Raw genomic sequence first — 21,576 nt, 5'->3', positions numbered from 1 at the left:
AAACAATTACTAACTTAACGAAGTTATCTACACCAAATATTTGATGGAAATTATTCATATAAGCGCCGAGTGTTACCCTGTTGCTAAAGTTGGAGGTTTAGCAGACGTTGTTGGGGCCTTACCAAAATATCAAAATAAAATCGGCCACATTGCCAAAGTGGTTGTGCCTGCCTATGAAACAAAGTTTGTTAGGGAAAATGAATTTGAGGTAGCTTACGATGCCTGGGCAAATTATGGCAATCATCATTTTTCTTACCGCATTTTAAAAGAGAAAACCAATAAGCTTGGTTTTGATTTGTACATTGTTCATATACAGGGTTTAACAGATAGACCAAATGTATATGGATATGACGATGATACAGAAAGATTTATTGCCTTTCAAATCGCAGTTTTGGATTGGATTGTACAGTGGGAACATCGCCCTGATGTGATTCATTGCCACGATCACCATACCGGGTTAATTCCTTTTATGGTTTCAAATTGCATTAAATATTTGCCAATTAGCAAAGTGCCAACTGTTTTAACCATTCATAACGCACAATATCAAGGGCAGTTCGGCTGGGATAAATTGTATTATTTACCAGCATTTGATTTATGGAAGGGTGGGTTATTGGGTTGGGAGGACGCGATTAATCCTTTGGCATCTGCCATTAAATGTGCCTGGAAGGTTACTACTGTTTCACCAAGTTATTTGGAAGAAATGATGAACAATGCCCGTGGATTGGAAAGTTTGTTGAGGCAGGAACGTTGGAAGTCTGTTGGTATTTTAAATGGTATTGATACTGAGGTATGGAGTCCGGAAACAGATCCCATGCTAGTAAAAAGTTACAATTTAAAAGCAGTTGAGGCAGGGAAATTAGCAAACAAAAAAGCGCTTTGCGATGTTTTTCAATTAGATTCGTCAAAACCATTATTTACTTTCATAGGTAGATTGGTTGATGAAAAGGGAGCCGATTTATTACCTGATATATTTTATACCGCACTACAGCAACACGGCGACAATATCAATGTTTTAGTTTTGGGATCGGGCGATAACTGGGTTGAAGGACGATTAAATCAATTAAAAGATATTTTTAAAGGAAAGTATAATGCATACATAGGTTATAACGAACAAGTTTCGCACGAAATGTATGCAGGAGCAGATTTCCTTTTAATGCCTTCGAGGGTTGAACCTTGCGGCTTAAATCAGCTCTACGCTTTAAGATATGGCACTGTTCCTATAGTAAGAAGAATAGGCGGATTAAAAGATACTGTAGTTGATATTGGCGACGGTGGATTTGGGCTTTGCCACGATCAAACCAGCATTTGGGATGTTACCCATGCTATAAACCGGGCTGTAGATTTATATAACGATAAAAAAACATTTAAGGCTGTACGCAAAACCATGATGAAGATTGATCATTCGTGGGATCAGGCAGCGCTGAATTACATAGAATTATACCAAATATTAAAATAAGCTTAAACATGACTGACAAAGTTTTAGGCGTTATCCTTGGCGGTGGCCAGGGCTCTAGATTATCGCCACTAACACAAACACGTTCGAAACCTGCAGTTCCAATTGCAGGGAAGTATCGGTTGGTAGACATCCCAATTTCTAATTGCCTGAATTCAGGCATCCACCGTATGTTTGTGTTAACACAGTTTAATTCAGCATCCCTAAATAAACACATTAAAAACACCTATCACTTTAGCCATTTCAGTACGGCTTTTGTTGATATTCTGGCAGCAGAGCAGACCGTACAAAATGCCGGCTGGTTCCAGGGAACTGCAGATGCGGTACGCCAATGTATGCATCACATTGTTTCACATGAGTTTGATTACATCTTAATTCTATCTGGTGACCAGTTGTATCAGATGGATTTTAAAGATATGATTGAAAGACATATCGAAGCAAATGCAGAAATTACGATTGCAACCATTCCGGTTAATGCAAAAGATGCAACAGATTTTGGCATTTTAAAAGCCGATGAGGAGAATATGATTACCTCTTTCATTGAAAAGCCCAAAACTGGTCTGGAAAATTGGATTTCTGATACGGGTGCTGAGATGCAAAGCGAAGGCCGTAATTATCTGGCATCAATGGGTATTTATGTTTTCAGTCGTGAATATTTAATTAATATTTTGAATGAAAACGAAGATGAAAAAGATTTTGGTAAAGAAATTTTGCCAAGGGCGATCACTCAAAGTCGTGTACTAAGCTATCAATATGAAGGGTACTGGACTGATATCGGTAACATTTCATCTTTCTTTGAGGCTAACCTGGGCCTTACGGATGAGATTCCTAAATTTAACATGTTTGATAGCTCACACGCTATTTTTACAAGAGCCAGAATGCTGCCACCCTCTAAAATATCGGGCACAACTTTAGAGAAGGCAATTATTGCAGAGGGTTGTATTGTGCAGGCAAGCAGGGTGGAGCATGCGGTTTTAGGAATTCGTTCGAGAATAGGAAGGCATACTGTTATTACAAATGCGTATATTATGGGTAGTGATCGTTACCAAACGTTGGAAGAAATAGAATCTGAAAATGAAAAGGGTAATTCTTTAATCGGCATTGGCGATAGATGCTACATTAATAATGCGATCATTGATAAGAATTGCCGTATTGGCAATGACGTTAAAATTAATGGCGGTGTACATCTGGAAGATGGCGATTTTGAATTGTATGCAGTTAAAGATGGAATTGTTGTCATTAAAAAAGGTGCTGTTTTGCCGAGCGGAACAGTGATTTAAAATAATTATTTACCGTTTTAAGCCAGTTTAGATTTTTTTCTAAGCTGGTTTTTTTATGCGGTAATTCAATACAATTATATGAATATCAGTATATTATATTGCCATATTCATCGAATGATTATTGAAACGCAAAAAAAAATATTTTTGTAGCAATCAGATTTATTAATAAAGTTATCTTTCGGGATAATGCCTTTCAGAAAGCATTTATTAATCATTATTCCTAAAACCTATTTCCTGCCAACATTTTCGACTTAAACTTGTTAGTTAATAAACAAAAATAGCTTATGGCCGAACAACACCTTTATCAAACAGGAATAGTAGGAAATTGTGCTTTTCTGGCACATGTAAATAAAAACACAGATATATCATGGCTTTGCTGGCCACGATTTGATAGCCCTTTCGTTTTTGGGAGTTTGCTGGATAAGAAAAAAGGAGGAGAATTTTCCATTTTGCCCCAGCAAAAATTTTCTTCCCATCAATACTATATAGAAAACACGAATATCTTAAGAACAGAAATCACTACTGAAGGTGGGAAATACCGGATAACTGATTTTGCTCCACGTTTTCATCTTTATGAACGTTATTTCAAACCGCTGATGTTAATCAGGAAGATTGAGCCGTTGGAAGGTAATCCGCGGATAATCATTAAATGCAATCCCGTTTGCGATTATGGAAAAGGTAAAATGCGATCAAGCAGGGGGAGTAATCACATTGATTATATCGGTTGTGATGAAAATATTCAATTGAGCACCAATGTGTCGTTAAGTTATATTTTAGATGAAAAAGCTTTCGTGCTTAATGAAACAAAGTATTTGATTTTAACTTATGGATATAATCTGGAAGCACCTATTGTGAGTACTGCTGAGAATTTTCTTCGTGAAACCATTGCTTACTGGCGCTTATGGATTAAACATTCTTCAATAGCTGGCTTTTACCAGCCATTTGTAATTCGTTCGGCCCTGGTTTTAAAAATTCACCAATACGAAGATACCGGAGCAATTATAGCCGCCAGTACAACAAGCTTACCCGAATCTCCTGGAAGTACCCGAAATTGGGATTATCGCTATTGCTGGTTGCGAGATTCTTTTTATGTGTTAACATCATTAAATCACATCGGCCATTTTGAGGAAATGGAGAAGTATTTTAATTACTTATCTGATATATCTTTTGCAGAAGATGAACGTTACCAGCCTTTGTATGGGATTACGGGAGAACGAAAAATTACAGAACATATATTGGATCATTTGGATGGTTACGCGGGAGAGCAACCCATCAGGATTGGAAATCAGGCCTATGAACATATTCAGAATGATATTTATGGTCAGGTTTTAATTTCGATGTTGCCTCTTTATACTGATCATCGTTTTGTGTTCTCAGAACGCAGCGATTCAATAAAATGGATTGAGGGAGTGCTTTCTAAAATTGAAAGAACCATTGATGAGAAGGATGCAGGAATCTGGGAGTTTAGAAATATAGCCAATGTACATTGCTATAGCAATTTATTTCAGTGGGCGGGAGCAAATGCCGCTTTAAAAATGGCAAAAACCATTGGCAATAAAGATTTCGAAGATAGAGCGCAGATTTTAATCGACAAAGCGGCCGCTCACATTGAAGCTTGCTATGATCCTGAAAGACAGGTTTACACCAACGCAGTGGGTAGTTCGCATTTAGATGCCAGTACGCTGCAGCTGATTATGATGAATTATTTAGATCCCGCATCAGATAGGGCAAAGAATCATTTAAAAGCTTTGGAATCCGAACTTAAAACCGAAGATGGTTTGTTTTATCGTTACTTACATGCTGATGATTTTGGTAAACCAAAAACCACATTTTTAATTTGTGCTTTTTGGTATGTTGAGGCTTTAGCTTGTGTAGGCCGGATTGATGAAGCCATTAAAGAATTCGAGAATATCATTAAATATTGTAACCATTTACTGCTATTTAGTGAAGATGTGGATGCGAAAACCGGAAGCCAGTGGGGGAATTTTCCTCAGGCGTATAGCCATGTTGGTTTAATGAATGCGGCGTATCGCATTGCGATAAAATTAGATAGACCAATTTTTTTGTAAAAACTCCCGCAGATTAAGATTTCGCTGATTTTCTTTGACCATGGTTCGTGTCCTAACGAACTATTTATTTCGTGAGGACACAAACCGTGGCACTGGAATTACCTTCAGGTTGCTAATCACTATCGGATTTTTCACTGCGTTCAGGACAACAAGCAACGTTAATCCCTTTCCACGAACTCTTCCTTAACTAAACTCCAAAGTAATTTTCTAACTTCTTTAAAATCATTTAAGTAGTATTTGGCTTCTGAAATATTGTTTCCAACTTTAATGGTAAATGCATCATCGGGAAGGGCTCTGAAAATATCTTCATCAGTATGATCATCACCCAGTGCTAAAATGAAGTCAGGGGTTTTATCGTATAGCCAATTCAGCGCTGCTTTACCTTTATTCACTTCTATGTTTTTGAATTCAATTACTTTGTTACCAGGCATCAATTGCAAACCTTTGTCGGCCGCAAGTATTTTCATATGGCTTACAATCTCATTTGCCCTCAGTTCTCCCAATCCTTCTTCAGCCTTGCGGTAGTGCCAAACCAGCGAGTAACTTTTTTCTTCGATAAAAGATCCAGGAGTTCTGTCAGTATAAGTTTCCAACTGTGATTTAATTTCTTGCTTCCATTGATCGGTAAGCAACGGTAAACAGTTCCACTTATCTTCATAAGATTTTTGCCATGCACCATGTTCAGCAATCATATCAACTTTTAAATGACCAAACCAGTTTTCCAGGGTTTCATGCCTTCTTCCACTGATAATTACAACTTTATTTGCCTTATCAAGTGTTAGGTTTTCAATTACATCGTATAGCTCTTTATCTGGTGAGGCATCATCTATATTTCCTGTAAAATCCACGAGCGTTCCATCATAATCCAGAAATAAAACCCTGTTTGTGCTTTGTGCATATTTTGAAGCGATCACTTCATTTATCGAATTTACCGCATGTTTTGTTTGTAATGATTTTTGAGAATCTTTCACTTCGTTTAATCTTAAAATAAAATTGTTAACCCAATGTTTTACATTGAATTTTTCTACAATTGCCCGCATGGCTTTCATGCGGTGTTGTTGTTCTGCCAATGGCATTTTTAAGGCCAAAACTATGGCCTCCATAATATCGCCAAGGTTATTAGGATTTACAATCAGTGCATCGGTTAATTCTTTTGAAGCACCGGCCATTTCACTCAAAATAAGCACCCCATCATTATTGTTTCTGCTTGCCACATATTCTTTGCTCACGAGGTTCATGCCATCACGCATAGGCGTAACCAGGCAAATATCAGCAGAGGAATAAAGTGCCGATAACACCTCAATGGGAAAAGATCTATAAAAATAATTTACGGGAATCCAATCCATGGACCGGTAACGGGCATTAAGATTACCTACAAACTGATCAATCTGATCCCGCAAATCGCTATATTGTTGTACAGTATCCCGAGATGGAACAACGATCATGAATAATTCGATTTTACCAATATATTCAGGATGGAGTTGCAAAAGTAATTCAAGTGCTTTCAAACGTTCTAAAATCCCTTTGCTGTAATCCAATCTATCGATGGAAATAATGATTTTTATATCCTCTTTGCCACTTTTAAAATAGCTGATTTCTTTTTTTACCTCATCTGTCGAAGTTAAACCAGAAAATTTTTTAAAATCAATCCCCATTGGGAAAGCTTCAACAACAATTTGCCGTTCATTGCTGTTTAAAATATTGGAAGATGAGTTTACGGGTAATAAACGCGTAACGGTGCTAATGAAATGCCGAACATCATCGTAAGTATGAAAACCAACTAAATCAGCGCCCATTATCCCATTCAGCAATTCTTCCCGCCAGGGAATTAGCCTGAAAATTTCATAAGATGGAAAGGGGATATGCTGAAAAAAACCAATAGTTGAAGCAGGAAGTTTTTCTCTTAAAATTCCAGGTAATAATAATAATTGGTAATCCTGAATCCAGATTTTGTCTCTTTTATTTAATATCTCTATAGCACTTTTAGCGAACTTTTCATTAACAGATTTATAGCAATCCCAATAATTTTGTTCGTAATGGGCATAGGTTACCACGTAATGAAATACAGGCCATAATACTTCGTTTGAAAAACCTTCGTAATATAAATTGATTTCGTTTTGAGTAAGAAAAACCGGGTAAAGATTGAGTTCGGCTAGTTTTTGTTTTACTTCTTCCTGGCGTTCTTCGGGGACCTCTATTCCCGGCCAGCCAATCCAAACGGAATTACCGCTTTTATAAACATCTCCAAGTCCGGTTGCCAATCCTCCTTCACTTGGAATAAAAGTGTATTCATCGTTTTCTTCAATGATTTTAACGGGTAGTCTGTTCGATATTATAACTGTTTTCATGCTTGTATTTGATGTATCCACAACAATAAAAGCATCTTAAACAATTTTTGTTTGAATTTTTAGCCTAAAAAAACATTCAAATTACTAAACATAATTGAACAATAGCGAGAATGTGGTTTGCTCATTTGGAATAGATACCACTTCAATACTGCCACGGTGCATTTTCATAATATTTCGGCTAATGGTTAATCCAATGCCCGAACCATTCTTACGAGTGGTATAAAACGGAACGAAAATTTTCTCTACATCTGAAGATTCAATTCCCTTTCCGTTATCGGTGACATCAATATATAATTTGGTGTTCTCCAATCGGTAGCTTACAGAAATATGAGGATTTTCTCTTTCTTCCACAGCATAAATGCTGTTCGTAACGAGGTTGATAAGCACCTGCTCAATCAGTTTTAAATCTAATTTAACAGTAATTTTTGATGAAGTTTGTTCAACATCTAATACCACATTTTTAACCTTTGCAAAAGGCTGCATTAATACTTTGATGTGCTTTAGAATCTCGCCAATGGTATGCGATTGCAAATCGGGAGTTGGCAATTCTGCAATTAAACGATAATCTTTCACAAAATCCAAAAGCCCGGTAGAACGGCGTTTGATGGTTTGCAAGGCCGTTTTCAAATCTTCCATTTCATCAAGATCAAGATTTTCTTTATTGCTTACCATACTGTTGATCGTATCAGACAATGAACTGATCGGAGTAATGGAATTCAATATTTCATGCGATATCACACCAATTAATCTGTTCCATGCCTCGGTTTCTTTTTGTTCAATTTCATCTTTGATGTTTTGAAAGCTAATGATGGTGTAGTTGTTTCCATAGAGATTTAAGGGAATAACTTCAGTTGATAATTGAATGAGTTTATCCTGAATTTTAAGTTCTAAAAAACGCTTTCCACCTGAGGCAATCTGTTCAATTTCATTAGCGAAATTTGGTAAATGTTGTTTTAACCGATGCCAGTATTTATAAGCCGGAACACCTAATAAATTTGATGCAGCCTGATTGAAAAAGGCAATTTCTTCATTTTCCTGATTGGTTTTTGTGTTGTTTACAACAATTACACCAACAGGAACCTGCTCCAGAATGGTTTTTATCAGCTGGAACATAGCCTCTTGCTCCATTCTGATTTGCTTATGCACTTGAAGGATATCTCCAAAGGATTCATATAATTCCGGAAAACTCCCCTTGGTAACTTTGTTTTTAAAATTCAAGGTATGATCTCTGGTTTTAACCGCTAGGATGAAACGATTGATATCTGACCGAATTTCGTTGATATAATAATAAAGGGAGATAACTGAGCCTAATAAAATTAAGCTTACACCGATAATGGTAAACCAAAGCTGGGTATTTTTAATAAGATAAAACAGGAGATACCCCAGTAAGTTGATGATGACCAACCGAAAGATTAAACGAAAAGTAAAACGTTTGTAAAACATGTTTTTAAGGTTGAAGGTGAAGGGCTTAGAGGTGGAGGGCTGTTAGCGCAATAAGAGCCTTTCGCCTTCTAGCTTTCTACCCTCTACCTTAATTATATTCCGAATTTCTCAATTCTCCTGTATAAAGCTGCACGGGTTAAGCCCAGTTCTGCTGCAGCTTTTGATATATTTCCTTTATGCTTATCGATGGCTTTTTGTACCATCATTTTCTCCATATCGCCAAGTGCCATTTCATCGGGAATGGTGTTGTTTTGTGCAAACCGCTGCGGACTTAATTGTAAATCTTCTTCAGTGATTTCGTACCCATCACTCATAATTACTGCCCGTTCTAAAACGTGCTGCAATTCCCGAACATTTCCCGGCCATTTATAATTTAAAAGAACATCTTCAGCTTTATGGTTTAAACTTCGGCTTTCTTTATGATATTTTGAACTAAAAACCTGCATAAAATGATTGGCCAAAAGTAAAATGTCTGTTCCTCGTTTTCTTAAAGGAGGGAGCAAAAGCTCTACAGTGTTAATGCGAAACAGCAAATCTTGTCTGAATGTATTTTTGGCAACCATTTCGTTCAAAGGCATATTGGTTGCAGTAATCAACCGAACATTTACCTTTCGCTCTTTACTTTCGCCTAAACGCGTTACAGTTCTGTTTTGCAAAACACTTAATAGTTTAGCCTGTAGTGGAAGCGTTAAATTTCCTATTTCATCTAAGAATATGGTTCCGCCGTCTGCCAGTTCAAAACGACCGGGCTTGTCTTCCTTCGCATCTGTAAAAGCACCTTTTGCATACCCAAATAACTCACTTTCGAAAAGGTTTTCGTTTAAAGAACCCAAATCAACGTGCATGAAAACCTGGTTTTTGCGATGGGAATTTCCATGGATTTCATAAGCAAAAACCTGCTTCCCTGTTCCGTTTTCACCAAGAATTAATACGTTAGCATCTGTTGGTGCAACTTTTAATAATGTGGTTTGAAGTTGTTTAATCCCATCAGCCTGACCAACAATATGCTCAAAGCCTCGTGTCATGTCCTTTTGAAGGGAAGAATGAATTTTCTCCAGCTTCTTAACTTTTCTGGTTGATTGACGAAGTTTTGAAGCAGCCGAAATGGTAGCGAAAAGCTTTTCATTTTCCCAGGGTTTTAGAATAAAATCAGTAGCTCCTTTTTTTATGGCTTTAACAGCAAGCTCAACATTTCCAAAAGCAGTCATCAAAATAACGACATAGTCTTTGTCAATTGATAAAATATGTTCCAGCCAGTATAAACCCTCACGACCGTCGCTTGCACCTTTTTGATAATTCATATCCAATAAAATGATATCAACGTCATTTTTACTGAGCAATACATTGATTTCTTTTGGCGATTTACAGGTAATGACTTGTTTTACCTGTTGTTTTAAAAACAGGCGGGCACTCAAAAGAATGTCGTCGTCGTCATCAATAATTAAAACTGTGGCATCTAACATAACTTATATTTTAAGCCTCTCCCTATTAATGGAAGTGGTGTTTGTTCTTTTTTGCTGTCCCTCTCCTTGAAGAGAGGGAAATTAGCGGTAAAGTGGTTTGAACCATTTTTTAAAAACTTTGCATTTTCTGCTCCTTGCGCCCTCTTTTAAGGAGAGGGGATGAAGGGGAGAGGTTTTTTCCCACCGCTACAATAATTAAACAATCGCTCACTACACCTCTCCCTATTAATGGAAGTGGTGGTTTATTCTTTTTTGCTGTCCCTCTCCTTCAAGAGAGGGAAATTGGCGGTAATTGGTTTGAACCATTTTTAAAAATTTTGCTTTCTGCTCCTTACCCCCTCTCTTCAAGGAGAGGGGATAAAGGGGAGATTTTTTTTTACACTAAAATAATTAAACAATCGCTCAATACACCTCTCCCTATTAAAGGAAGTGGTGTTTGTTCTTTTTGCTGTCCCTCTCCTTGAAGAGAGGGAATTGGCGGTAATTGGTTTGAACCATTTTTTAAAAACTTTGCATTTTCTGCTCTTCGCCCCTCTCTTCAAGGAGAGGGGATGAAGGGGAGAGGTTACTTGCTTCTGCAATACCCCTTGATCACATTCAAAACCATCTCCAAATTATTATTTACCTCATCATTTGTAAATCTAACTACCGTTATTCCAAATTCCTCAAGTTCATAACTTCGATTTTTGTCATATTCTTGGATTTCAACTTGATTGTGAATTTCTCCATCAATTTCAATCACTAACTTAGCCTCATGACAATAGAAATCTGCAATATATTTATCTAATGGGTGTTGTCGTCGAAATTTGAAGCCATTGATATTTCTCCTTCTTAACGATTGCCATAAGATATCTTCTGAATCTGTGCCAGCTTTTCTTAATACTTTGGAGAATTCGAAAAGTTTATGGTTTGCACCTTTAAAAAGCTTGTCTTTGTAATCTTCCATTTTTTGTTCTAAAAAACCTCTCCCTATTAAAGCGAGTGGTGGTTTGTTCTTTTTTGCTGTCCCTCTCCTTGAAGAGAGGGAATTGGCGGTAATTGGTTTGAACCATTTTTTAAAAACTTTGCATTTTCTGCTCCTTGCCCCCTCTCTTCAAGGAGAGGGGATGAAGGGGAGAGGCTTTTTTTAACACCACAATAATTAAACAATCGCTCAATACACCTCTCCCTATTAATGGAAGTGGTGGTTTATTCTTTTTTGCTGTCCCTCTCCTTGAAGAGAGGGAATTGGCGGTAATTGGTTTGAACCATTTTTAAAAACTTTGCATTTTCTGCCCTTCGCCCCTTCTCTTCAAGGAGAGGGCATGAAGGGGAGAGGTTTTTTCCATCGCTACAATAATTAAGCAATCGCTCACTACACCTCTCCCTATTAATGGAAGTGGTGTTTGTTCTTTTTTGCTGTCCCTCTCCTTGAAGAGAGGGAAATTGGCGGTAATTGGTTTGAACCATATTTTAAAAACTTTGCTTTCTGCTCCTCGCCCCCTCTCTTCAAGGAGAGGGGATGAAGGGGAGAGGTTTTTTCCATCGCTACAATAATTAAACAATCGCTCACTACACCTCTCCCTATTAATGGAAGTGGTGTTTGTTCTTTTTTGCTGTCCCTCTCCTTGAAGAGAGGGAAATTGGCGGTAATTGGTTTGAACCATTTTTTAAAAACTTTGCATTTTCTGCTCCTCGCCCCCTCTCTTCAAGGAGAGGGGATGAAGGGGAGAGGTTTTTTTTCAACACTAAAATAGTTAAACAATCGCTCACTAACTCTTTTTAAAACTTTGCATTTTCTGCTCCTCGCCCCCTCTCTTCAAGGAGAGGGGATGAAGGGGAGAGGTTTTTTTCCACCACTAAAATAATTAAACTGTCCGCTCCCGCACATAAACTGTTCGATAATGAACATGTTAAAATTATAAAATTTTTTAAATACTTGATTATTAGTGTTTTAAGTGTCTTTTTGGCTTTTGGCATAAGCTTGGTTATTAAGCAATCAAATAGTATAACCGAACAATGGACAAAAAAATAGAGAAGAAAAGATTTAGCACTAAAACCTTAATTATGATAGGAGGAATAATTGCTTTCGTGGCAGTTGTGGTTTATGGCTATACCTTATCACTAAAAAAAGTTTATAAAGCTGATGCAGATAAATTAACAATTAGCAAAGTGGAATATGGCGATTTCGAAGATGTAGTTTTACTGAATGCCAGTGTTGTGCCGTTAACCTCAGTAATTGTAAGTTCATCAGAAGGTGGAACTGTTGCGGAGATTTTTACAGAAAATGGGGCATCAGTAGTTAAAGGAACTCCATTATTAAGAATTTCAAACTCAAATGCCATGTTGAGTTATACTTCAAGTCAAACCGCGGCAACTGAACAGATTAATCAATTACGTAAATCACGATTGGATTTGGAGCAAAACCAACGGGTTTTAAATCAGGATGTTTTAGACGTGGAAAATAATTTGAGAACAGCGGCTCGTCAATACCGGTTGGATAGTGCACTTTTTGCTAAAAAGGTTATCACACTTCAGGAATTTAACAAATCAAGTCAGGATTACGAATATTACCAGGGTAAACTTAACATTGTACGACAAGCGGTAAAACAGGAAAATCAAAGTAGAAGAATGCAATTGTCGCAAATCGATCAATCTATGGGACAGATGAACGAGAGTTTGGAAATGATCCGTAAAAACATTGAAAACATGACGATTAAAGCACCAGTTTCGGGCAAGCTTTCTTCATACGATCCGGTTATTGGTAAATCTTACAATTCAAATGAAATGATTGGTAAAATCGATGTTCTGCAAGGTTATAAATTGCAAGCGGGTGTTGATGAATATTATATCAATCGGGTTAAAGAGGGGCAAACTTCAACTTGCGAGTTCAATGGTAAAACTTACAATTTAACAGTAAGTAAAGTGATTCCTGAAGTTACTGCAGGTCAGTTTCAGGTGGAGATGGTTTTTAAAGGCCCAGCCCCCGAAGGTTTACGCCGAGGTTTATCACTACAAACCAAACTAACTTTATCTGATAATAGCAAATCATTGCTTCTGGCTCAGGGTCAGTTTTTTCAAAGTACGGGTGGTTCATGGGTGTTCGTATTGAACAACGGGAAAGCAACAAAGAAAAACGTTAAAATCGGAAGGAAAAATTACTTGTATTACGAAATATTGGATGGTTTGCAAAAAGGCGATGAAGTGATCACGTCTTCTTACGACCAATTTAACCAGTATGATCAGGTGGAGATAAGTAAATAAGTAGTCAGAAGTCGGAGGACCGATGTCCGAAGATGTTAGATGACAATAAAGCAATTAAAAAATACATTCAGGTCTTGATACCTGATACTAAATACTTGATACTAAAAAGCTATGATTAAAATAGAAAATCTGGAAAAAGTTTACAAAACTGAAGAAGTGGAAACCACAGCATTGAATGGAATTAACCTCCATGTAAAAGAAGGAGAGTTTGTTTCGATTATGGGGCCTTCCGGTTGCGGAAAATCTACCTTATTAAATGTAATGGGTTTGTTGGATAAACCCGAACGCGGAAGTTACAAGTTCATTGATACTGAACTCTTAACCTTAAATGACAGAGAACGCTCTAATTTTCGGAAGCGGAATATGGGTTTCGTTTTCCAGAATTTCAATCTGATTGATGAATTAACGGTTTTTGAAAACATTGAATTGCCATTGATCTATAATAAAATTCCGGCAGGTGAACGCAAAAAATTGGTTAACGAAATTATCGAAAGAATGAATATTGTAAACCGTAGCGGTCACTTCCCACAGCAACTTTCGGGTGGACAACAACAGCGTGTTGCCGTAGCCAGAGCTTTAGTAACTAAGCCAAAACTGGTTTTAGCCGATGAACCTACGGGAAATCTGGATAGTTCTCACGGTAATGAAGTAATGGAATTACTTTGTGAACTAAATGAAACGGGAACAACCATCGTAATGGTTACCCACTCCAGTCACGATGCCAGTTTTTCAAATAGAATCATCAACCTGAAAGATGGTCACGTAATTTCTGAAAAGATAAATAAAAGCAGAAGCGAAGAGCTGATATAGGCTGGAAGAATGAAGGTTTTAAGGCAGAAGGTTAAAATGACCAAACCTTTAAGCTTTCCAACCTCAATCTTAAAAAATAGTTTTAGTTAATGATAGCCGAGCGATATTTTCCTGGATGGGAAGATTCGGTTAGGCCGGAAGGGTGAAGGTTTTAAGGTTGAGGGTTTTATTCGCCCAAGCCTTCCACCTTCTACCTTTTACCTTCAACCTTAAAAAGATGTTCAAATTAAACTTAAAAATCGCATTGCGAAATCTGTGGAAAAATAAGGGCTATACTTTATTGAATATTTTCGGTCTTTCGGTAGGATTGGCAGGATTTATCATGATTTTAATGTTTGCCAATCATGAGAAAAGTTATGATAGCTGGAATCCTGATGCTGAAAATATTTATCGGATTTCTATCCGGTGGGCACCAGGAGAAGAAGAATATTCGTCAAGTCCTGCCGAATTGGCCCCTGCCTTAAAAGAGATGTTACCTGAAATTGAAGGTTACGGACGGTTTTATGCTTGGGATATGCAACAAAGGCTATTAAACAATGGCAGGAACGAGATTTATTTTGATCACATTATGGGGGTGGATAGTACCTGGTTTAATTTGTTCCCGTACCAATTTATTTATGGAGATGCAGGCAAATCGTTATTATCAAAGGATCAGATTGTTTTAAGTAATACTACAAGCGAAAAACTTTTTGGTAAGGTAAATCCTGTAGGAAAAAGCTTACTGGTTAATACAAGTAAAACCTATACAATAAGCGGAGTTTACAAGGAGCCCAATACGCCAGAACATATGGATGCAGAAGGTTTTATAAAGAAATCATCTTCAGGAGATGGATGGGGAAATGGTAATTTTTACACTTACTTAAAACTAAAAAAGGGTATCGATAAAATCTCTTTCGAAGAAAAATTAAATCAGGCGTTCCTTCGCTTACCAATACTTAAAGAGCAGGGTTGGCTAAAAAGTGCAAAAATATATTTAACTAAGGTAAAAGAAATTTATTTACATGCCACTTCAGCACAAGACCCCGCTAAAAGGGGAAATGCTAAAATGGTTACTATTTTGGTGCTGTTTTCTGCGTTGCTATTAATTATTGCCTGTATCAACTTTACCAATCTATCTATAGCACAATCTGTTAAAAGAGCAAAAGAAACCGGTATACGAAAGGTTTTAGGTGCAAGAAAGGGAAGTTTAATTGCCTATTTTCTAACCGAAACCACCATTCAATGTATTTTTGCTTTGTTAATTTCATTTGTACTTGCCGAGGCATTTATGCCGGTTTTAAATAATCTTATGGAAATTAAACTGTCTCTGTTTGATTATTCCAGACCAGTGCAGCTTATTCTCCAGATTTCTTTAGTTATGCTGTTGGTTATTTTACTGGCCGGAGGATATGCAGCTTTCTTTTTGTCCAGCTATGAACCGGTAAAAGTATTAAAAGGAAATTTTTCCAGGAGTACAGGGAGCCTGTGGATGCGCAAAACATTAATTTCTATCCAGTTTGTAGTGGCAACCATATTTATGGTGGCATTAATTATCATCAGACAACAGGTTACCTATATTAAAAATCAGGATGTTGGTTTTAAAAAGGATCATGTATTGATTTTTAAAATCAGAAAAAATGATAGCAGAAAGAACTTTTCACAATTAAAGCAACGCTTATTAAAAATAGAAGATGTAAAGGCCGTTAGTCGCGTTAATTATTATCCGGGTGTTAAGGCTATGCAGGTTGTCGGAAGGGAATTTGAAGGGAAAAGTGTTCAGAATTTAAGTATGATAACGGTAGATTTTGATTATTTTCAAGTAATGGGTATGCCGGCTCAAACGGGCAGGGTTTTTTCAAGTCGATTCGCTACGGATAGCATAGCAATAGTTGTTAATGAATCTGCGGTTAAAAAATATGGGCTTCAAAATCAAATTAATCGTACATGGATTGATAACCGTACTTTGATAGGGGTTGTTAAAGATCACATTCAAAAAGGTATGGAAACTGCCACCGAACCTACAGCCTTTGTTATTGAAGGAAGAAATACTAACGGAGCCGATAATGTCATTCTAAAAATAAATGGTAAAAATGCTGCACAAACAATACAGAGCATCAAAAAGGTGTGGGAATCAGCAGAACCCTTTCCATTTGAATATACGTGGCTGGATGAAAGCTTCGCTAATGTATATGCACAGTATGTACGTCTGGATAAACTTATTAATGCATTTACTTACGTCACTTTGTGCATTGCTGTATTAGGTTTATTTGCATTAGCCTCATTTACCGTACAGGAACGGAGCAAAGAAATTGGCGTTAGAAAGGTTTTAGGTGCAGAAACTAAAGATATTTTACAGCTAATCAACAAAAATTTTCTGATTCTGGTAATTGTAGCTAATATAATCGCAATTCCGATAGCGTATATTATATCAAGTAGCTGGCTATCAGGATTTGTTTACCGGATCAACATCAGTGTTTGGCCATTTTTGGTTGCATCACTAACTTCTATATTAATTACGATAATAACAGTGAGTTTGCAAGCCTATAAAACGGCAAAAGCCAACCCTGTTAATGCTTTGAAATACGAATAAATAAAGGCTTAAGGAAAAGGCGTAAGGTTCATACGCCTAACCCCTAAACCTTATACCCTAAACCTTACACCTTATGTATAAATTAAACTTAAAAATAGCCTTACGTAATCTTTGGAAGAACAAAGGCTTCTCCTTAATCAATATTGGCGGACTAGCCATTGGTTTAGCCAGTTGTATGGTGCTTTTAATTTATGTGGGTTATGAGTGGAGCTATGACAAGCAATTTACCAATCATGATAAAACCTATGTGGTTTATCAAAATGTAGCCGCAAATGGTAAAACTTTCAGCTGGGCTTGGACCCCTAATGTAATGGCCAGTGAGGTACAAGAGAAAATTCCCGGAGTTAAATACGCCTCGCATTCCACTTATCCAAGGCCAAATTTAATTACTGTTGGTGATAAAAAACTAAGCAGTAAAGTGGTTTTTACAGATCCAAATTTCCTTAAAATATTGGATTATAAATTTATAAAAGGCAACCCGGCTAAAGTTTTAGAAGATATAAACACAATTGTTCTGACCAAATCTTTTGCTGAAAAGCTTTTTGGTAAAGAAGATCCCATTAATAAAACAGTAAAGTTTGAAAATCAGGATCTTCTAAAAGTTACGGCAGTAATTGAAGATGTACCAGCAAATAGTAGTATCATTTTCGAAAGTATAATGCCATGGCCTCTGCTTGAGAAACGAGAACCTTGGGTAAAAGAGAGTAATTGGGGCAATAATATGTGTTTAACTTTGGTTCAATTGCAGGATAATAAATTCTTTACAGAATCAAATGCCGCCATAGAAGGGATTTACAAACGCCATCAAAAAGATAATCCGACCGTGGCTTTATTACACCCCTTAGCTAAATGGCATTTATATGGTGATTTTGTTAATGGTAAATCCGTAGGTGGTAAAATAGATCAACTCAAAATATTTCTGCTGCTTGCTTTTTGTATTTTATTAATTGCTTGTGTAAACTTTATGAATTTATCAACTGCCCGTTCTGAGGGTAGGGCAAAAGAAGTGGGCGTTCGCAAGGCAATAGGTTCAACACGTAAATCATTAATCAGCCAGTTTTTTCTTGAATCTCTGCTCATCACATTTATCTCTACTGTTTTCGCTTTTATTCTGGTTGAAACTAGTTTGCCGTATTTCAATAATATATTAAACATCAAATTAACAATTGATTATAATGATGTTAAATTTTGGATGGTTTTATCAACTTTAATGATTTTTACCGGGCTCGTTGCAGGCAGTTATCCTGCACTTTATCTGTCATCTTTTGAGCCGGTTAAAGTTTTGAAAGGTTTCAAAATTAAAACAGATTCATCGGTTTCTGTAAGAAAGGTATTAGTTGTAGGTCAATTTGTTTTTGCAGCCTGTTTAATCGTTTGTACTGCGGTAATTTATCAGCAACTGAATTATGTTAAAAATAAGCCAATAGGATACGATCAATCAAATTTGATTCAAATCGCGATAGAAGGTAAAATGCATGAGCCGGGCAAACTCGAATTGCTTAAAAATCAATTATTAAATTCTGGTGCGGCAACTGATGTAACTTTTTTTAGTTCAGATGTTACAGAAGGGGGAAATAATACAACCAATATACAATGGGAGGGAAAAAATCCTAATGAACTTATCTCATTTAACCATAGGGCAATAGGTTATAACTTTATAGAAACCATTGGTACGGAGTTAATTAGTGGCAGAACGCTTTCGCCGAAATTCAAAAATGATACCAATAGCGTAATGCTTAATGAGGCGGCAGTAAAAATGATGGGTTTGAAGAACCCAATTGGTGCGGTAATTACCTTTTGGGGTAACAAACTAACTAATGTAGGCGTGGTTAAAGATTTTGTGGTAGAAAGCGCCTATCAAAAAGTGGCGCCAATGATTTTTTACCTGGATACCCATGATGATGCTACAGTTATACTGGCACGTTTAAATCCAAATCAAAACATCAGCTCTTCTCTGGCAAAAATAGATGAGTTAGTTAAAGAAATAGAACCAAATTATCCTGTTAATCGCAAATTTGTAAATGAATCTTTTGAAGTGAAATTTCAAGATGAAAAACTTTTGGGTACACTTTCAAATTGGTTTGGCGGCTTTGCCATCTTTATTTCTTGCTTAGGATTACTTGGCCTGGCACTTTTCATGGCAGAACAACGTAAAAAGGAAATCAGTATCCGTAAGGTTTTAGGTGCCAGTACAACCAATATCCTTACACTGTTAAATAAAGACTTTATAAAATTAGTGGCTATTGCCAACGTAATTGCCTTTCCTTTGGCTTATATCATTATTACAAAATGGCTTTCTGCTTTTGAGTATCGGGTTGCCATATCGTTTTTGCCGTTTGCATTGGCCATCGTGATCTCTATTTTAATTGCAGTTTTAACCGTAAGCATACAATCGATAAAAGTGGCAAAAGCCAACCCTGTTGATGCTTTGAAATATGAATAAAGGTTTAAGGCTTAAGGTAAAAGGCGTAAGGTTAAAGCGCCCAAACCCAAACCCTAAACCCTAAACTTTACACCTTATGTTTAGATTAAATTTAAAAATCGCTTTGCGAAACCTTTGGAAGAATAAAACTTCTTCTTTCATTAATGTGATCGGTTTGGCTATCGGTCTTGCTGCTTGCTTAATGTTATTGCTGTATGTTACTTACGAGTGGAATTTTGATAAACAGGATAAAAATTCTGAGCATTTGTACACGGTAATGACCAACATACCTGGCGATGATGGCAAGGTTGCTAAAACTTTTGAGGGGTCTACCACTGCGCTGGGTCCTTTGTTGAAAGCAGAAATACCGGAAATTAAACATTTAGCAAGAATGAATTATCTCAAACAAGCTTTAATTGCAGTTGGGGATAATGGATTTAAGAAACTTGGAAAATTTGCAGAGCCAGAAATCCTGAAGTTGTTTAATTACCAATATATTAATGGTAATGCAAGTACCGCGATGCAGAATCCTAAATCGGTTATTCTTACGGAAAGCACAGCGAAAGTGTTATTCGGATCTACTCAGGTTTTAAACAGGACCGTTCGGTATCAGGACAAAGAAGACTTAACGGTTTCTGCAGTAATCAAAGATTTACCAGACAATACTTCTGCAACCTTGAAATTTGATTTCCTCATGCCCTGGGCTTTCTATGAAATGGTTGATAATAGTGCAAAAGACCTTAACTGGGGGAATTTCAGTTTTGTTACCATGGTTTCTTTAGATCCAAAAGCTGATCTGACGAAAGTTAACGAAAAAATAGAAAAAGTGGTTAAGGCACATTTGGAACAGGCGAATCAACCTTATTTTCTTTATCCATTTAGTAAACTCCATCTCTATGGCAAATTTGAAAATGGTGTTAGTGTTGGTGGCGATATTGAGCAAATTTATCTGTTTGTAGGATTGGCTTTTGGCATTTTGATGATTGCCTGCATCAATTTTATGAATATGGCTACTGCAAAATCAGAAAAACGCGCCAAAGAAGTAGGCATTAAAAAAACAATTGGTGCCAATAGGGTTTCATTGATCATGCAGTTCTTAACTGAATCAATGGTATTAACTTTTATTTCAGTCATTGTTGCAATTGCCTTGTTAGAAATTTTCCTGCCCACCTTTAATAATCTACTGAACATCAGATTAAGTATCCGATATTTCAGTGCATCAGGCTGGATGTGGATTTTAGGCATAGTTTGCTTAACCGGCTTAATTGCCGGAAGTTATCCGGCTTTTTACCTGTCGGCATTTAACCCTATTCAAACTTTAAAAAGGCGAATAAAATCGGGTGGAATTTTCGCCATTAACTTAAGGCAGGTACTTGTTGTTGGCCAGTTTTGTTTTGCCATCGTATTGATCATTTCAACAATGGTTATTTATCGTCAAATACAGTTTATAAAAAATAAACCAGTAGGATTTGATGTTAATGCCCTGATAGAGATTCCGCAGGAGGGAGAATTAAAAACAAAGTTCGAGGTAATCAAATCTCAACTGTTAAAATCTGGTGCCGTAACTTCAATGTTCCAGTCATCTGTAGGTTTATCACACCGTGGACAAAATTTTATGGATATAAGATGGGATGGAATGGTTAAACCACAGAATACCCAATTATTTAATCAGCTTAGTACAACTTATGATTTTATCAAAACCAATGGAATTAAATTAATAGAAGGAAGGGATTTTTCAGAAAAATTTGCTTCAGATACCGCGGCCGTAATGGTAAGTGCATCTGCAATTAAAGCCTTCGGATATGAAAATCCAATAGGAAAATCTGTTACTGTATTTGGTGATAAATTTAACATCATTGGCGTTTTTGATGATTATGTTTGGGATTCTCCTTATAAATCAAATAATCCGATGGTTGTATTCTTTGATGAAAACCGGACTGGAACAGTTACCATGCGATTGAATGAGGCAAATCCAATCGCACAAAACATAGCTACAATTACTCAAATCACAAAACAATTAAATCCTGCCTATCCAACAGAAATCAGTTTCTTAAATTCAATTTATCTGGAGAAATATAATTCAGAAAAAACACTGGGTCTTTTATCAAACATATTTGGTGGTTTGGCAATTTTTGTTTCTTGCCTTGGCTTGTATGGCTTGGTGGCTTATAGTGCCGAACAAAGAACAAAAGAGTTTGGCGTAAGAAAAGTACTGGGTGCATCACTGTTTAACCTGATGCAATTGTTATCACTTTCTTTTGTGAAAATGATTATAGTTTCTATTGTTATAGCTGCGCCTTTAAGTTATTATTTGATGGATGAATGGCTAACCAAATTTGAATACCATACTGAAATAACATGGTGGATTATACCGGTAGCTGGGTTCGGAACTTTATTAATGGCTTTAGTTACAGTAAGTTTTCAGGCTTATAAATCGGCTAATGCAAATCCTGTTGATGCATTGAAATACGAATAA

14 protein-coding genes are annotated in these 21,576 nt (G+C 36.7%); 8 read left to right on the top strand and 6 right to left on the bottom strand.

Annotation, left to right across the window (positions count from 1 at the left end; translation table 11 throughout):
• The first annotated feature begins 43 nt into the window (after window positions 1-43).
• From DU508_RS05185 to DU508_RS05175, 3 genes are all read left to right on the top strand, one after another.
• Complete coding sequence (locus DU508_RS05185) at window positions 44-1,456, top strand: glycogen synthase (RefSeq protein ID WP_115401736.1); 1,413 nt, start codon at window positions 44-46, stop codon at window positions 1,454-1,456.
• Between the two features lie 8 nt (window positions 1,457-1,464).
• Entirely contained in the window at window positions 1,465-2,733 is a 1,269-nt protein-coding gene (locus tag DU508_RS05180) for a glucose-1-phosphate adenylyltransferase (protein WP_115401735.1), read from the top strand.
• A gap of 284 nt (window positions 2,734-3,017) precedes the next feature.
• Window positions 3,018-4,802: a glycoside hydrolase family 15 protein gene (locus DU508_RS05175; RefSeq protein WP_115401734.1), complete on the top strand. Its 1,785-nt coding sequence runs from the start codon at window positions 3,018-3,020 to the stop codon at window positions 4,800-4,802.
• Window positions 4,803-4,960: 158 nt separating this feature from the next.
• On the opposite strand, the gene DU508_RS05170 is transcribed toward DU508_RS05175, so the two are convergent.
• From DU508_RS05170 to DU508_RS05140, 6 genes are all read right to left on the bottom strand, one after another.
• Window positions 4,961-7,150 (bottom strand): bifunctional alpha,alpha-trehalose-phosphate synthase (UDP-forming)/trehalose-phosphatase, encoded by a 2,190-nt coding sequence (locus DU508_RS05170; RefSeq protein ID WP_115401733.1) that lies wholly within the window; start codon window positions 7,148-7,150, stop codon window positions 4,961-4,963.
• 84 nt (window positions 7,151-7,234) lie between these two features.
• Window positions 7,235-8,593 (bottom strand): sensor histidine kinase, encoded by a 1,359-nt coding sequence (locus DU508_RS05165; protein ID WP_115401732.1) that lies wholly within the window; start codon window positions 8,591-8,593, stop codon window positions 7,235-7,237.
• Window positions 8,594-8,685: 92 nt separating this feature from the next.
• Window positions 8,686-10,056, bottom strand: coding sequence for a sigma-54-dependent transcriptional regulator (locus DU508_RS05160; RefSeq protein ID WP_115401731.1), 1,371 nt, complete (start codon window positions 10,054-10,056; stop codon window positions 8,686-8,688).
• 565 nt (window positions 10,057-10,621) lie between these two features.
• Window positions 10,622-11,002, bottom strand: a complete 381-nt coding sequence (locus DU508_RS05150; protein ID WP_115401729.1) for an endonuclease domain-containing protein — start codon at window positions 11,000-11,002, stop codon at window positions 10,622-10,624.
• A gap of 307 nt (window positions 11,003-11,309) precedes the next feature.
• Window positions 11,310-11,702, bottom strand: a complete 393-nt coding sequence (locus DU508_RS05145; RefSeq protein WP_115401728.1) for a hypothetical protein — start codon at window positions 11,700-11,702, stop codon at window positions 11,310-11,312.
• Window positions 11,703-11,817: 115 nt separating this feature from the next.
• Window positions 11,818-12,015, bottom strand: a complete 198-nt coding sequence (locus DU508_RS05140) for a hypothetical protein (protein WP_115401727.1) — start codon at window positions 12,013-12,015, stop codon at window positions 11,818-11,820.
• A gap of 39 nt (window positions 12,016-12,054) precedes the next feature.
• Between DU508_RS05140 and DU508_RS05135 the strand changes: the two genes are divergently transcribed.
• The 5 genes from DU508_RS05135 (at window position 12,055) to DU508_RS05115 (ending at window position 21,576) form a co-directional block, all read left to right on the top strand.
• A complete protein-coding gene (locus DU508_RS05135; RefSeq protein WP_115401726.1) occupies window positions 12,055-13,299 on the top strand; it encodes an efflux RND transporter periplasmic adaptor subunit in 1,245 nt (414 codons plus the stop codon).
• A gap of 111 nt (window positions 13,300-13,410) precedes the next feature.
• A complete protein-coding gene (locus DU508_RS05130; protein WP_115401725.1) occupies window positions 13,411-14,109 on the top strand; it encodes an ABC transporter ATP-binding protein in 699 nt (232 codons plus the stop codon).
• A 217-nt stretch (window positions 14,110-14,326) separates the two neighbouring features.
• Window positions 14,327-16,678: an ABC transporter permease gene (locus tag DU508_RS05125; RefSeq protein ID WP_115401724.1), complete on the top strand. Its 2,352-nt coding sequence runs from the start codon at window positions 14,327-14,329 to the stop codon at window positions 16,676-16,678.
• Between the two features lie 73 nt (window positions 16,679-16,751).
• Entirely contained in the window at window positions 16,752-19,121 is a 2,370-nt protein-coding gene (locus DU508_RS05120) for an ABC transporter permease (protein ID WP_115401723.1), read from the top strand.
• A gap of 76 nt (window positions 19,122-19,197) precedes the next feature.
• On the top strand, window positions 19,198-21,576 hold the full coding sequence (locus DU508_RS05115) for an ABC transporter permease (protein ID WP_115401722.1): 2,379 nt from the start codon (window positions 19,198-19,200) through the stop codon (window positions 21,574-21,576).

Source organism: Pedobacter chinensis (assembly GCF_003339865.1).
Classification (GTDB): domain Bacteria; phylum Bacteroidota; class Bacteroidia; order Sphingobacteriales; family Sphingobacteriaceae; genus Pedobacter; species Pedobacter chinensis.
The sequence above is the reverse complement of the archived record's forward strand: the minus strand, read 5'-3'. Positions and strand labels throughout refer to the sequence as shown.

What these genes read in the sequence shown, in the direction of transcription:
- DU508_RS05185 (WP_115401736.1), top strand. Translation starts at nt 44, where the DNA reads ATGGAAATTATTCATATAAGCGCCGAGTGTTACCCTGTTGCTAAAGTT.
- DU508_RS05180 (WP_115401735.1), top strand. Translation starts at nt 1,465, where the DNA reads ATGACTGACAAAGTTTTAGGCGTTATCCTTGGCGGTGGCCAGGGCTCT.
- DU508_RS05175 (WP_115401734.1), top strand. Translation starts at nt 3,018, where the DNA reads ATGGCCGAACAACACCTTTATCAAACAGGAATAGTAGGAAATTGTGCT.
- DU508_RS05170 (WP_115401733.1), bottom strand. Translation starts at nt 7,150, where the DNA reads ATGAAAACAGTTATAATATCGAACAGACTACCCGTTAAAATCATTGAA.
- DU508_RS05165 (WP_115401732.1), bottom strand. Translation starts at nt 8,593, where the DNA reads ATGTTTTACAAACGTTTTACTTTTCGTTTAATCTTTCGGTTGGTCATC.
- DU508_RS05160 (WP_115401731.1), bottom strand. Translation starts at nt 10,056, where the DNA reads ATGTTAGATGCCACAGTTTTAATTATTGATGACGACGACGACATTCTT.
- DU508_RS05150 (WP_115401729.1), bottom strand. Translation starts at nt 11,002, where the DNA reads ATGGAAGATTACAAAGACAAGCTTTTTAAAGGTGCAAACCATAAACTT.
- DU508_RS05145 (WP_115401728.1), bottom strand. Translation starts at nt 11,702, where the DNA reads ATGGTTCAAACCAATTACCGCCAATTTCCCTCTCTTCAAGGAGAGGGA.
- DU508_RS05140 (WP_115401727.1), bottom strand. Translation starts at nt 12,015, where the DNA reads ATGCCAAAAGCCAAAAAGACACTTAAAACACTAATAATCAAGTATTTA.
- DU508_RS05135 (WP_115401726.1), top strand. Translation starts at nt 12,055, where the DNA reads ATGGACAAAAAAATAGAGAAGAAAAGATTTAGCACTAAAACCTTAATT.
- DU508_RS05130 (WP_115401725.1), top strand. Translation starts at nt 13,411, where the DNA reads ATGATTAAAATAGAAAATCTGGAAAAAGTTTACAAAACTGAAGAAGTG.
- DU508_RS05125 (WP_115401724.1), top strand. Translation starts at nt 14,327, where the DNA reads ATGTTCAAATTAAACTTAAAAATCGCATTGCGAAATCTGTGGAAAAAT.
- DU508_RS05120 (WP_115401723.1), top strand. Translation starts at nt 16,752, where the DNA reads ATGTATAAATTAAACTTAAAAATAGCCTTACGTAATCTTTGGAAGAAC.
- DU508_RS05115 (WP_115401722.1), top strand. Translation starts at nt 19,198, where the DNA reads ATGTTTAGATTAAATTTAAAAATCGCTTTGCGAAACCTTTGGAAGAAT.